At 71.6% G+C, this 12,726-nt stretch carries 16 protein-coding genes; 10 read left to right on the top strand and 6 right to left on the bottom strand.

The window, feature by feature from the left end; all coding sequences use genetic code 11:
* The first annotated feature begins 53 nt into the window (after nt 1–53).
* Both KME66_RS10175 and KME66_RS10170 read left to right on the top strand, forming a co-directional pair.
* Complete coding sequence (locus KME66_RS10175; RefSeq protein ID WP_216321167.1) at nt 54–503, top strand: PaaI family thioesterase; 450 nt, start codon at nt 54–56, stop codon at nt 501–503.
* 198 nt (nt 504–701) lie between these two features.
* Entirely contained in the window at nt 702–2,075 is a 1,374-nt protein-coding gene (locus tag KME66_RS10170) for an NAD-dependent succinate-semialdehyde dehydrogenase (protein WP_216321164.1), read from the top strand.
* A 156-nt stretch (nt 2,076–2,231) separates the two neighbouring features.
* On the opposite strand, the gene KME66_RS10165 is transcribed toward KME66_RS10170, so the two are convergent.
* Together KME66_RS10165 and KME66_RS10160 are read right to left on the bottom strand one after the other, a co-directional pair.
* Nucleotides 2,232–2,969, bottom strand: a complete 738-nt coding sequence (locus tag KME66_RS10165; protein WP_216321161.1) for an SDR family NAD(P)-dependent oxidoreductase — start codon at nt 2,967–2,969, stop codon at nt 2,232–2,234.
* A gap of 193 nt (nt 2,970–3,162) precedes the next feature.
* Entirely contained in the window at nt 3,163–3,708 is a 546-nt protein-coding gene (locus KME66_RS10160; protein ID WP_216321157.1) for a 2'-5' RNA ligase family protein, read from the bottom strand.
* A gap of 173 nt (nt 3,709–3,881) precedes the next feature.
* Between KME66_RS10160 and KME66_RS10155 the strand changes: the two genes are divergently transcribed.
* The 3 genes from KME66_RS10155 to KME66_RS10145 all read left to right on the top strand — a co-directional run bounded on the left by KME66_RS10155 (nt 3,882) and on the right by KME66_RS10145 (nt 6,078).
* Entirely contained in the window at nt 3,882–4,334 is a 453-nt protein-coding gene (locus KME66_RS10155) for a hypothetical protein (protein WP_216321154.1), read from the top strand.
* A gap of 84 nt (nt 4,335–4,418) precedes the next feature.
* A complete protein-coding gene (locus KME66_RS10150; protein ID WP_216321152.1) occupies nt 4,419–5,429 on the top strand; it encodes a YdcF family protein in 1,011 nt (336 codons plus the stop codon).
* 487 nt (nt 5,430–5,916) lie between these two features.
* Complete coding sequence (locus tag KME66_RS10145) at nt 5,917–6,078, top strand: hypothetical protein (RefSeq protein ID WP_253208281.1); 162 nt, start codon at nt 5,917–5,919, stop codon at nt 6,076–6,078.
* 204 nt (nt 6,079–6,282) lie between these two features.
* On the opposite strand, the gene KME66_RS10140 is transcribed toward KME66_RS10145, so the two are convergent.
* Nucleotides 6,283–6,501, bottom strand: a complete 219-nt coding sequence (locus KME66_RS10140) for a DUF397 domain-containing protein (protein ID WP_216321138.1) — start codon at nt 6,499–6,501, stop codon at nt 6,283–6,285.
* Nucleotides 6,498–7,337, bottom strand: coding sequence for a DUF5753 domain-containing protein (locus KME66_RS10135; protein ID WP_073215111.1), 840 nt, complete (start codon nt 7,335–7,337; stop codon nt 6,498–6,500). The genes KME66_RS10140 and KME66_RS10135 overlap by 4 nt, the downstream gene beginning before the upstream one ends.
* Before the next feature lie 93 nt (nt 7,338–7,430).
* Here KME66_RS10135 and KME66_RS10130 point away from each other — a divergent pair, with 93 nt between their 5' ends.
* From KME66_RS10130 to KME66_RS10110, 5 genes are all read left to right on the top strand, one after another.
* The gene (locus KME66_RS10130) at nt 7,431–7,691 is read left to right on the top strand and encodes a hypothetical protein (protein ID WP_073215109.1); all 261 of its coding nucleotides are present in this window, start codon (nt 7,431–7,433) and stop codon (nt 7,689–7,691) included.
* Nucleotides 7,692–7,741: 50 nt separating this feature from the next.
* A complete protein-coding gene (locus KME66_RS10125) occupies nt 7,742–8,164 on the top strand; it encodes a hypothetical protein (RefSeq protein WP_216329196.1) in 423 nt (140 codons plus the stop codon).
* Nucleotides 8,165–8,168: 4 nt separating this feature from the next.
* Nucleotides 8,169–8,696, top strand: coding sequence for a hypothetical protein (locus tag KME66_RS10120; protein WP_216321135.1), 528 nt, complete (start codon nt 8,169–8,171; stop codon nt 8,694–8,696).
* 27 nt (nt 8,697–8,723) lie between these two features.
* Nucleotides 8,724–9,104 carry a hypothetical protein gene (locus KME66_RS10115; RefSeq protein WP_216321132.1) on the top strand — a complete coding sequence of 127 codons (381 nt, stop codon included), beginning with the start codon at nt 8,724–8,726 and terminating at the stop codon, nt 9,102–9,104.
* Between the two features lie 133 nt (nt 9,105–9,237).
* Nucleotides 9,238–10,455, top strand: a complete 1,218-nt coding sequence (locus KME66_RS10110; RefSeq protein WP_216329194.1) for a low temperature requirement protein A — start codon at nt 9,238–9,240, stop codon at nt 10,453–10,455.
* 8 nt (nt 10,456–10,463) lie between these two features.
* Here KME66_RS10110 and KME66_RS10105 read toward each other — a convergent pair whose 3' ends face one another.
* Entirely contained in the window at nt 10,464–11,003 is a 540-nt protein-coding gene (locus KME66_RS10105; protein ID WP_236726216.1) for a hypothetical protein, read from the bottom strand.
* 208 nt (nt 11,004–11,211) lie between these two features.
* Nucleotides 11,212–12,675 (bottom strand): glucoamylase family protein, encoded by a 1,464-nt coding sequence (locus KME66_RS10100; RefSeq protein ID WP_216321129.1) that lies wholly within the window; start codon nt 12,673–12,675, stop codon nt 11,212–11,214.
* Nucleotides 12,676–12,726 lie beyond the last annotated feature (51 nt).

Below are 12,726 nucleotides of genomic sequence, written 5' to 3'. Positions count from 1 at the left end.
TCACCGCTCCCGGGCGGCGAGGCTCGTCCCTCCCGAGGAGACAGAGGTGGAGCATGACGGCGGACGCTCAGCAACTCGCTTTCGGGCGCAAGGTGTTGGAGGCCCAGCCTTTCAGCGTCCTGCTGGGCGCGCGGCTCACCGCCTTCGGCGACGGGGCGGCGGTCCTGGAGCTGGACGTACGCGACGAACTGCGCCAGCACAACGGCTTCGTCCACGGAGGCGTCCTGAGCTACGCGGCCGACAACGCCCTCACCTTCGCGGCGGGCGCGGTCGTCGGCTCGGCCGTCCTGACGGCCGGATACACCATCGACTACCTGCGCCCCGCGGTGGGCGAGGTGCTCCGTGCGCGGGCGCAGGTGGTCCGGCCGGGCCGGAGCCGGATCGTCTGCCGCTGCGACCTGCTGACGGTGGACGCGGAGGGGGCGGAGACGCTGTGCGCGGTGGCCCAGGGCACGATCGCCGTCTCCGCCGAGAGGCCGCCGGAGCCGACCGGGGCGGGATGACCTGGTCGGGATGACCGGGGCGGGATGGCCTGGTCGGGATGACCGGGGAGGGCCCGTGGCCGAGCGCCGTCGCGAGCGCGGCGGCAGAGTCGACGTGTGCGCATCTGCCGGATGGGTACCCGAATGTCCGCCCGGTCGTCCAGCGGCCCTCTCAGGCTCGCACGGACCGTGTCCGGGCGCTCCCCACGGAAGGAAGTCATGAGCACGTACCGAGTCGTCAACCCTGCCACCGGTGAGACGGAACAGGAGTACCCCACCGCCACCGACGGCGAGCTGCGCGACGCGCTCGCCCTGGCCGACGACGCGCAGCGCACCTGGGCCGCCCGTCCTGCGGCGGAGCGGGCCGATGTGCTGCGGCGGGTCGCGGACCTCTACGAGGAGCGCAGGGACCAGCTCGCCGCCATCATCACCCGCGAGATGGGCAAGCCGGTCAAGCAGGCCCTCGGGGAGATCCGCACCGTCGTGTCCATCTACCGCTACTACGCCGAGCGGGGCGAGGGCTTCCTGGAGGCGGAGGAGCTGGACGTGGCCTCCGGTGGCCGGGCCGTCATCCGGAAGGAGGCGGTCGGCACCCTGCTGGGGATCATGCCGTGGAACTTCCCGTACTACCAGGTGGCCCGGTTCGCCGCCCCGAACCTGATGCTGGGCAACGCGGTCCTGCTCAAGCACGCCCCGCAGTGTCCGGAGTCGGCGCTGGCGATGGAGCGGCTGTTCCAGGACGCCGGCCTGCCCAAGGGGGCGTACGTCAACATCTTCGCCACCAACGAGCAGATCGAGACGCTGATCGGTGACGACCGGATCCAGGGCGTCTCGCTGACGGGCTCGGAGCGGGCGGGCGCGGCCGTCGCGGAGATCGCGGGCCGCAACCTGAAGAAGGTCGTGCTGGAGCTGGGCGGCTCCGACCCGTATCTGATCCTCGGCGCGTCGGACATGGAGCGGGTGGTGAAGAACGCGCTGATCGGCCGGATGGGCAACGCGGGCCAGGCCTGCAACGCCGCCAAGCGCATCATCGCCCTGGACGAGCACTACGACGGCTTCTCGACCGCCTTCACCGAGGCGGTCCGGGGCATCACCGTCGGCGACCCCACCGACCCGGGCACCTTCATGGGCCCCCTCTCGTCGGAGAAGGCGGTCGAGACCCTGGACGAGCAGGTCCAGGACGCGATCTCCAAGGGGGCTACGGTGCTGGCCGGAGGCAAGCGCATCGACCGCCCCGGCGCCTGGTACGAGCCCACCGTGCTCGCGGGCGTCACCCCCGACATGCGGGCCTACAAGGAAGAGCTGTTCGGGCCGGTGGCTCTGCTGTTCAAGGTCGGCTCCGAGGAGGAGGCCGTCGACTTCGCCAACAACTCGCCCTACGGTCTCAGCGCCTCGGTCCAGACCGACGACGACGCCCAGGCCGAGCGGGTCGCCCAGCGTCTCCAGACCGGCATGGTGTTCGTCGGCGCCCCGTCCGGCACAGCGGCGGAGCTGCCGTTCGGCGGGGTCAAGCGGTCCGGGTTCGGCCGGGAGCTGGGCCGGTTCGGCATGGAGGAGTTCGCCAACCACAAGCTGGTCCGGCTGGTGCGCTGACCGTCCGGTACGGCGTGTCGCCGCCCCGGCGCTGATCGGACCGCCGCTTCGCCCCGGCCGGACCGTTCCGGGAGCCCGTGATCGCCATCGGTTCCCCGTACGGTCCGCGAACGGCTCCGGAACGCTGTGAGCACCTGTGAGATGTGAGGCAGGTGCTCACATTCCGCCGGCGATCCTCATGACCGTTCCCGTGGCGTAGGAGGCATCGTCCGAGAGCAGCCAGGCCACCGCCCCGGCGATCTCCTCGGGCCGGCCGGCGCGGCCCATGGGGACGAGTGCCGCCACCTTGGCGGGCCGCTGGGGGTCGGCGTGGAAGTCGGTCCAGACGGTGCCGGGCGCGACGCAGTTGACCCGGATGCCGTCGGCCGCCACCTCTTTGGACAGCCCGACCGTCATGGCGTCCACGGCAGCCTTGGCCGCCGCGTAGTGGACGTAGGTGCCGGGGCTGCCGAGCGTCGCGGCGGCGGAGGAGATGTTGACGATCGCCCCGCCCGCCGTCATGGCGCCGATGGCCCGGCGGGCGCAGAGCAGGTAACCGAGGACGTTGACCTCCAGGGCCTGCCGCATGCCGTCGGGGTCGGCGTCGGCCAGCGGTCCGACCGGCCCGCTCACCCCGGCGTTGTTCACCAGTCCGGTGACCGGGCCCAGTTGTGCGACGACGGTGTCGAACAGGCGGTCCACGTCCGCCGCGTCCGCGGTGTCGACCGCCACCGCGATGGCCGACCGGCCCAGCGCGCGCACCTTCTCGACCACCTCCCGAGCCGCTTCCGCGTCCGACCGGTACCCGACGGCGACCTCATGTCCCTCGGCCGCCAGCCGGAGGCAGACCGACGCCCCGATGCCCCTGCTGCCGCCGGTGACCACGGTCACCCGCCGCTGTCGGTGTTCCCTCATGTTCAGCCCTCCGAGCGGGGAAAACGCACGACCGATCACTCTACCCAGACAGGCACTGCGCCGGAATTAAGAACTCCGCTTCTCCTGGCCCCGGGGCTGGGGCAGATGGTCGAGGTCTCCGTCCCGCCATCTCGCCCCGCCCGCGAAGGCCGGTGAGGGCGTGGGCGTGGGTCCGGCGTCTCCGTCGGCGTCATCACGTCCCCGGCCCGATGCCCGCCGTCGTCCGGCTCGTCGAGTCGTAGGACCGGGCTTTGGCCCACCACCCCGGCAGAGCGCCCGGCCCGCCGGCTTCGCAGGGGAGCCACCGCCCGTCGGGGCCCGGCCACACCGCGCCCCGGCCCCGGCCGAGCGTGATGTGCGGGACCCATCGGCCGGGGGAGAGCAGCGGGTTGGGGCGGTCGTCGTCCCCGGCGGTCTCCCGGAGGATCCGCCACACCCTCGCGTGCAGTTCCAGGAGGGCGCTGTCGGGCCGCACCGCCCAGGCCAGCACGTTCATCCGGCCGGAGAAGCGCAGCAGCCCGGCCAGGTGCAGGGGGAGGGGAAGCGCGGCGAGGGCCTCCGCCAGCGCGGTACGGGCTTCGGCGGTGAGCGCCCCGGCCGTGGCGAGCGTGAGGTGCGGCCGGTTGGTCGGATGGCGGTGTGCGGTCTGGCTGGGCAGGCCCTCGTCCGCGAGGGACTGCCACACGCGGCGCACGGCCCGGTCGGTCGACTCGTCCGGAAGCAGTTCGATGCTGTGCACGAGGGCAGCGTAGGTCCGCGGGGCGATGCGGAGGCCCAGGATCTGCCCTAGGGGCCTGTGCGACCAGAGGTGTACGTCTAAATGCCCCATAGTCTGATGTTTCCGGCGCAGGAGTGGCCGAGAGTGGAGGTGAGCGGAAGACAGCTGCTCGAAGTCGAGACAGGAGAGAGAGCATGCGTGGCGTTCTGATAGGCGTCGTCGGCGCCGTGGCGGTCCTCGGAGTCGGGGCCGCCGTGGCCGTACCCGAGGCCAGGGAGTGGTACGACGGACGCCACGAACAGACCTCGTCCTATGCCACGGGCAAGGAGGCCAAAGGGGAGCGCGAGTCCGTTCCCCGCTGGCTGCCGGACGACGCTGCGTCCGTCGAGTACGCCATGCGGACGACCGGCGGCGAACGCATCCTCAAGGCCACCCTCCGCGACGGCCGTCTCCCCGAGCCGTGCGAACCGCTGGACGGCAGGAGCGCCCCGGACCCCGAGATCAGCGCGTCCTGGTTCCCCTCGGGTTCCGCGAGCGCAGCGAAGGGCCGCTGCGGCTCCTACTACGTGGCGCTGGAGGGCCGCACCCTGTACGCCTGGCAGACGAACGGCGACTGGATCGCGGAGAACCGGGGCTCCGCGCGGTAGCCGCCGGACCCACGCCGGCATCCGTCCGGCGGCCCGCCGCCGCAGCCGCCCCGCCCCCGACGTACCCACGAACCCGAGGTCCCCGTGATCGCTTTCGCCCCGACGGCCGTGTTCCTGCTCTGGTTCTGCTGGGGCGTACGGCAGGACCGCCGCCAGTTCCGCAACGCGGTGCTGCTCGGGCTGACCGTGCTGAGCCTGTCGTTCGCCCTGCTGACGCAGGTGGACCGGCTGCCGGACAGCCTGGCCGTGCCGGTGTACGCGCTGGTGTTCCTGGTGCCCGTGATCGCGACCGTGGTCCTCGGCGGCTTCCTCGTGGTCAACGGCCTCACCATGGTCCGCAAGGAGGGCCGCCGCCCGGCCAACCTCCTCTCGGGCCTGGCCGGGGTGGGAATCTTCGCGGTCCTGGCCCTCGTGGTCACCGCCGACTACCTGGGCGGCTCGCACGCGTACCGCGCCTTCATCCTGGCCGTCGTCCTGATCACCGGCTACGTCGCCTTCCTCTTCCTCTGCTTCCTCGCCTACGCCTTTCTCTACGGCCGCATCCGGGTGCGCGGCGACGTGGACTTCGTGGTGATGCTGGGGTCGGGCCTCATCGGCGGCGAACGCGTTCCTCCACTGCTCGCCTCGCGTCTGCGCTCCGGCCTCCGGGTCCGGGACCAGCAGATCGCCCGGGGCGGACCGGCCCCCGCCCTGCTGGTCTCGGGGGGCCAGGGCCCGGACGAGAAGCTGCCGGAGGCCGAGGCGATGGGCCGCTGGCTGGTGGCCGAGGGCGCCGACCCGGATCTCGTCCTGGAGGAGAACCGCTCGCGTACGACGACGGAGAACCTGCGCTTCAGCCGGAGCCTGATGGAAGCGGCCGACGAGCGTTACGTCTGCGTCGTGGTGACCAACAACTTCCACGCGTTCCGGGCCGCGATGACCGCCCGCAAGGAGGGGGTGCGCGGCCAGGTGATCGGCTCGCCCACCGCCGCGTACTTCTGGCCGAGCGCGACGATCCGGGAGTTCGTCGCGGTGTTCTGGGAGCACCGGATCGTCAACGGAGCGCTGTGCGTGCTGCTGGCGGCGCTGGCCGTGGTGGTGGGGATGGGCTGGTAGCCCTTTCGACTCACGGTGTACGGAAACGGGTTCGGGGGCTTTGGTCCGCCGGGCGAGGCCGCGTATGTGTTCCCCGTGGGGACTTGGTGCTTCGTCCTCCGAATGCGGGCGGGGTGGAGGCCGTTCATCGCGGAAAGGTTGCTCTTCCCCACCGTGCACATGCTCACAGCCGAGCCGTGGTCTGGCGATGATCATGTCCGGCTAGGCTCGTTCCGTGCCGCATCCGATGCTGACCACATCGGTGTCATCCGGCTCACCGACAGGGGAAATGCACGGGGGAGCAGAGGGCATGTGCTGCGTGCCGTTTCCGGGCGATGCCCGGTCATGCGGAGACGAATCAGGCTGGTTCTTCCGTCATCCGTCACAGGAAGGACGTGCTTTCGGCATGACATCATTTTCGCGGTCGGATTCTTCGGATTCTTCGGATTCCTCGAACTCATCGACCTCGCCGACCTCCGCGAACGGCGAAGTGAAGAATCTCCCGTTCGTGGTGACACTCGTCGTCTCGCTCGTCACGGTCTTCGTGTGCGGGGAGTTCCTCGGGTTCCCGTGGTGGCTGCGCCTGCTCACGGTCGCCGCCGTCGGCCTCGCCCTGGAAGCCGCCAACCAGGCGGTGGGCCGCGCCCGCGCCGGACGAAGGGCACGCTGAAGGCGCGTCGCTCTCCACGGCGGCGAGGAAGGCGGCGGACGGTCGTCCTCACGATCGGTCCGACCCGCCGGCTCCGTGGCCGTCACACCGGGAGCGCAGGCACGGCCGGGCCCGTCCGGACAGCGGTACGCCCCACCGTGCGCGCGGGCGCGGTGGGGCGTGGCCGGAGCGACGGCGGTGATGCCGGTCAGGCGGTGGCGCCGGTCAGGTGGTGGTGTCGAAGCCCCCGGCCTTGACGCCCGCCACGAAGGAGGAGAACGCGGCGGCGGCGACGGCCAGGGCCGGGCCGTCCGGGTTCTTCGAGTCGCGTACGGGGACGATGCCGGTGGTGGAGGCGGTGGCCGGGGCCCACTCGACGCAGGTGCCGCCATTGCCGCTGTAGGAGGACTTGACCCACTGCCGGGTCGTGGATTCGCTGGTCACGGGGTGCCCTTTCGATGCTCGTGGATCATGTCCACGGTCTCTGTCTGGGACAGAGACACGGCCTGCAACTGATGGTAGGCCCTCACCACCGGGATGACAGAGCTGAGTTCGCGGTCCAGATGCCCCTGCGTCTCGGACTCGACATAGGAGACCACGGACCGGTCCTGGAGGGTCAGCAGGTTCACCGCCCGGTTGAATGGTCGATGCTCACCGATGCTGAAAGGGGCGATCTGCAACATGGTGTGGGGCTGGGCGGCGAAGTCGACCAGATGCTGCAACTGAGCCTCCATCACGGCGGGTCCGCCGACCGGACGGCGGATGCAGCTCTCGTCCAGCACCGCGATCAGTGTCGGTGGAGCGGTGCGTACCAGCGCGCCCTGTCGCTCCATGAGCAACGTCATGCGTTGTTCGGCCTGTTCGGGCGTGATGACGCCCCGCGCGACGGCCGCGTCGTCCAGTGCCTGCGCGTACTCCCGGGTCTGGAGCAGGCCCGGGATGACGCCGACCTCGAACATGCGGATCTCCGCCGCCCGGCCCTCCAGCGCCACATACTCCGGGAAGCCCTGCAACAGCACCCCGTGCTTGATCTTCCGCCACTCGCGCTCGAACGAGTCAGCGGTTCCCGTGAAATTCATCGCCACGTCAACGGCGATCGAGAACTTGCGAGTTGGGGACTTGTGGCACAATTCCACGCCGGAAACGTGCCGTCCCGTGTAGCCGATGCGGCCCCCGAGGTCGTCCTGTTTCCAGCCCCGAGCCTCTCGCTCCCGCCGCAGGCGCGCTCCGTAAGCCGCCTCGGGGCCCCCGTCAGGGTTCACTTCCTTGCGGTTGACCAACGTATCCCCCAGTTCCGAAACGTTGAAGACGTATCCACGCTAGGCCACGCTGAGTCGCCCCGGTAGTCGTTCGGCTACAGAGAGGAGCGATCGGTGTACGGCGAGAACGCCAGCACGAATACGGAGCGGCCCCCAGGCGCCCCCGCCCCCGGGACCCTGCTCGCGGACACCAGTCGCGGTGACCGCGTGGGGGAGTTCCAGGGAGTCGCCGGCCCCTACTGGTCCCTCCGGCCGGTCGGCGGCGGGCGCGAGTGGGAAGTCGAACCCCGTTACGTACGGCCCGCGTTGCTCATGGAGGGGCTCCGGGCCCGTACCGCGCGGCTCAACGCGCGCAGCCGGGGAGAGGTGCTGTGAGCGCGGGTCTCCCCGGCAGCGGCGGACGGCCGGGCGCGGGCCGTGCGAGGGTGCTGGACTACGTCGCGGCCGTCACCGCCACGGTCGGCGGCCGGGCACTCCCGCTCGGCGGGGTCGCCCTGCCGAACCGCCGGCTCGTCCTCCGCTGGCTGCGGCGGCAGGCGCTGCGGCTGGCGGACGCGCACGGGTGCAGCCTGCCCCCGCCCGCCGTGTGGCTCGGGGCCAGGGACGTCCGCCCGGTCACCTTCCACGGCTCCGACGCCCCCGAGGCGCTCCGGGCGTGGGCGGGAGACCACGGCAGCCAGGACCACGCCCTCGGCGCACTGGAATCCGGGCTGCCCGCCCTGCTGACCGTCGTCGACCCCTTCGTGGGGCTGCGCGTCACCCTCGGCGCGTGGCCCGTCGATCTGGTGGGGTGGGCGGCACAAGCCCCGGCGGGCCACCCGCCCCCGTTCCGTTCGGAAGGGGTCTGACCGCGTGCTGCAATGCACTGCCGTAGCCCAGGTGCCGTACCTCGACGTGCTGCTGGCGCTCGCCACCATGGAGGGCGGTCCCGGGCATCCGCCCGATGTGGTGGGGCCGGAGGACTTCGCCCTGTGCGAGCTGGGCGACCACGACGCATCATCCGAGCACGCCGCACACCTGTGGACGGCGGACACCTCGGACGACCAGGACCTGTGGCTGCTCTGGTCCGGGACCGGCGCCCACCGCGTGCACCGGCTCGACGTACTCCGCCTGTGTCCTGCCGTGCTCCGCGAGCTGGCGACCCGCACGGTGACCGTGTGCGGGTACTTCGACCATCACCCCGGGCCGCACTCGTTCTCCGTGACCGACCCGCTCGGTGACCTCATCGCGGACCACGTCCACAGCGAGGTCCGGCGACTCGTCCGTGGAGACGACGCGCCCGGCCCGCCCGGCACCCCCTGCCCGCCCGGCCTTTCCGACGCCCCCGGCCCACCGGAAGCGCCCGAAACCCCCGACGTACCCGACACCGACGCGCCCTGACGGCGACGACCGGAGGACTTCCGCTCCATGAACCAGTGCACCGCCGTGACCCTGCTGCCGCCCCCGGACTTCGTGCTCCGACTCGCCGCTGCCGACGGCGGCGGCCGCCCGGAAGCCGGACACCTCCTCTGCGAGCTGGCCGCCGGCCACGACGGTGACCACGCGATGGCGTTGTGGGACGACGACGCGAACGGCACCGCCGTCTGGGCCCGCTGGAGGGGCGAGCGGGCGACCCTGGCGGAGCTGGACTGGTGCGGAGTGACCGATCCGGAGGGCGAGGACGCGTGCGGGCTGTTCGACGGTCACCCTTCCGCCCACGACCGGGACGTCACCGATCCGACGCTCACGGCGGTGGACGCCGTACTCGCACAGGAGCACCCGCACCTCACGCCACGCGACGGCGTGTGATTCCCCGTCGTGGCGGCCCCGCCTCGGGATGATGGCGCGCATGCCAGAACACTCCGAAAGCGACATGGGCGACCAGAGCGACATGAGCTGCAGGACCGGCGCCCCCGGCCGGTCGCGGCGGCGGCTCGTCCCGATGACCGGACGCGACCCCGAGGAGGACGGCCGGGCCGCCTCACCGTTGGAGCTGCTGTTCGATCTGACCTTCGTCGTCGCGGTCGGCACGGCGTCGTCGCAGTTCGCCGAGCTCCTGGCCGAAGGGCACCTGGCGCACGCGGTCACCGCGTTCGTCATGGCGATGTTCGCGATCAGCGTCGCCTGGATCAGCTTCACCTGGTTCGCCTCGGCCTTCGCCACGGACGACTGGCTCTACCGGGTCCTGACGATGCTCCAGATGATCGGGGTCGTCGTCTTCTCGCTCGGGCTCACCGCGATGTTCCACTCCGTCGACGAGGGCGGCCATCTCGAACTGCGCGCCATGGTCGCCGGGTACGTCGTGATGCGGATCGCGATGGTCCTCCAGTGGTCCCGTGCCGCCCGGGAGGCCCCCGCGTTCCGGAGCGTGTGCCTGGCCAACATCCGCTGGACGGTGATCGCCCAGGCCGGTTGGGTCGTCCTGGCCTTCGTCGGCCTGCCGGTCTACGTCGTGTTCGCGGCGTTCGTCGTCCTCGGCGCACTGGAACTCGCGCTGCCCGTCTTCGCCCAGGGGGCGGCGGGCGGCACGCCCTGGCACCCGCACCACATGGCCGAGCGGTACGGCCTGTTCGCGATCATCGTGCTCGGCGAGAGCCTGGTCGGCACGGTCGCCTCTTCGGGGGAACTGCTCGGCGGAGCCGACGGTACCGCCTGGACCGGGAACGCGATCGCCGTCGTGGTCGCGGGGGTCGGCCTGACCTTCGGCATGTGGTGGGTCTACTTCACCACGCCCTTCGGAGAGGTCCTGGAGCGGCGCCGCAACCGCGGCTATCTCTTCGGCTACGGACACATCCCCCTGTTCATCGGCGTCGCCGGAGCCGGGGCGGGTCTGCACGTGGCGGGCCTCTCCCTCGAACACCACGCGGAGATCTCCGAGACGGTCGTGGTTCTCACCCTGGCCTTCCCCGTGGCTCTCTACCTCCTGGTCGTCTACCTGCTGCATTCCCTGCTGCTCTCGGCAGCCGACCGCTTCCACGTGCTCCTGATCGCCCTGACCCTGGCCGTTCTGCTGGCGGCCTGGCTGCTGGCCGTGACGGAAGGGCCGCTGGCCGTGTGCCTGATCGTGGTGATGCTCGCGCCCTTCGTGACCGTGATCGGTTACGAGACCCTCGGGCGCGAGCACCAGCGGCGCATGCTGGAGGGGATCGAGGTGAGGTAGAGCCCCGCTCAGGCATCCGCCGCTCTGCCGGCCGGGTCGCTCAGCAGCAGGGTGATGCCGCACAGGCCGCCCAGCAGCCAGGCGATCACCATCCACGTCCCCGAGCCGAGGGCGAGCAGCGCGGCGAAGGTGACGAACGACGCCGTGACACCGGCGACCGCCGTGCGCCGCAGGCCGCTGCCGGCGTCCCACTGGCGGCGCAGGAAGCCCGATCGCCGCCAGGCGCTCCAGAGGGCGACACCGGCGATCACGGCTTGCACCGCGACGAACCCGGCGGGAACCGGCGGCAGGCTGACCGCTTCCGCCTCGCCGCGCCACAGGTCCAGGAGGCCGGAGACCAGGACGATCGGGCCGATCAGGGCGAACACCCCCGCCACCAGACGGAGGAAGCCGACGCCGATGACGGCTGCTCCGGACCCGGCGAACGGAGTGGCCGCGTGGGAGAACGCGTGGAAACGGTGCGCGGCACCCCGGAAGTCCGCCGCGACGACCCAGCCCAGCGTTGTCGCGAACGTTCCCCAGACCAGCGCGAACATCGTGCCACCCACCCCCGGAATCCGTCCGGCTGGTGTCTGTGCCGGATACGCCGTCAGGGTAGAGCGGCGTACCCCGCCCCCGGCATGCCGACTTCCGGCAGGGTACGGGCCCCGCCGGTTGCCGGACCGGCCACCAGGCCGCATGCTCCCAGCGCCGGCGACCGGGCCGCCGCATGCCGAACCGGGAGAGGCCGACTCCCCCTCCTGGCGGCCGCCGCCCTCAGATCGAGAACCGCTCCCGCTCCAGCAGCGGCCGCACCCGGGTTCGGAAACCCCCCGTGCGGAAGGGCCGTTGCAGCAGACCCGGGCGGAGTTCCTGGGCGAGAGCGGCGGCGATCATTCCCTGGTCCAGGGCCAGCATGAAGTCGCTGACCCGGCCCGTGGACACGTTCACCGAGTCCCGGAAGCCGAACCCCTCTTCGTACGCCCCGAAGTCCCGCTCCAGAGAACGGAGGTTGGCCACCGCCTCCCGGCGGGCGTACGGCAGGGCGAGGAACGAGGCGTGCGGCGTGACCACTCCGTTGGTGAACGCCGATGGCGGGGGCAGGGGTTCGCCGTCCGTGGTGTGGGTGCGGTCGGTGTTGGAGGCGTAGCCGTCGACCGCCATGCCGAGCGCGTCGACCCCGTACTCCTGGTAGCCGCCCTCGGGGACGTTGGCGGGGGAGAAGCCCCAGTAGCCGTACCGCGCCTCCCGCAGGCCGTGGTCGATCTGGCCGCGCACGTAGCGCTGGTGCGTCACCCCCCAGGCTCGCGGCGACCACTCCGGCTCCGGCACGAACAGCGGCACCATCAGCGCCTCGAACATCGAACCGCCCCAGGTGGGGACCACCTTCCGGCCCCGGTGCGTGTAGTGGCCGTTCCACACGCGTACGCCGTCGACCGTGACGTAACCGCCGCCCGGCTGCTGCTCCTGCTCGTGCTCCGGCAGCATCGTGCGCAACAGGTGCCAGTAGTGGTCGCCGGGGAGTGAGCCGTCCGCGATGCCCAGGTAACTCGCCATGCGAGGCTCGGTGTTGAGCGCACCGTAGTGGTGCGGGGTCGGCTCGTCCGTGTCCGTCCAGACCCCGCCCCGGAGCTGACCCGGGCCTGCCACCGGGTCGGCCGGGTCGTACGGCGTGTAGAAGTACGACCAGTCCGCCGTGGCCAGGATGCGGCCGATGCGCGGGCGCAGTGCCGGGGCCGCGTCGGCGGCGATCCGCAGGCCCGTCACCAGCCACGCGTTGTCCACCGAGGAGAGGAACGGGCGGACCGGGTCGCCGGTGCCCGGCCACTCGGTCAGCACCGAACCGTCGTGCGCGTCGTACCAGTTGAGCCAGAAGCCGTGGTGGCGTTCCAGCTGCTCCACCGCCGTGACCGTACGGGTCAGGGACCGGAGCATCGCCCCCTCGCCGATCACGCGCAGGCCCGCGGCGGCCACCGTCGACCACAGGCCGCAGCCGATGTTGGTGGGTGATGTCTGGCGGGACTGGGCGGGGGCTCCCGCGCCCCTGAGGTCGATCTTGTCGGTGACCAGGCCGAAGTCGGTCGTCATCGCCTCGATCGAGCGGTACGTGTCGCGGAACCAGGTCCGCAGGAGACGCGGGTCGGCAGGGGCGGCTGCTGCTGTTGCGGGGGCTGTTGCGGCTCCGAGCGACAGGGCCGCGGCCCCGGTCCCTGCGGCGGTGAGAAACGTGCGACGGTCCATCGGTCCGGCTCCTGGTGGCAGAAGGGGAGGGGAACAGTGCTCGTGCGGGTG

This window comes from Streptomyces sp. YPW6 (assembly GCF_018866325.1).
Lineage (GTDB): Bacteria > Actinomycetota > Actinomycetes > Streptomycetales > Streptomycetaceae > Streptomyces.
The sequence above is the reverse complement of the archived record's forward strand: the minus strand, read 5'-3'. Positions and strand labels throughout refer to the sequence as shown.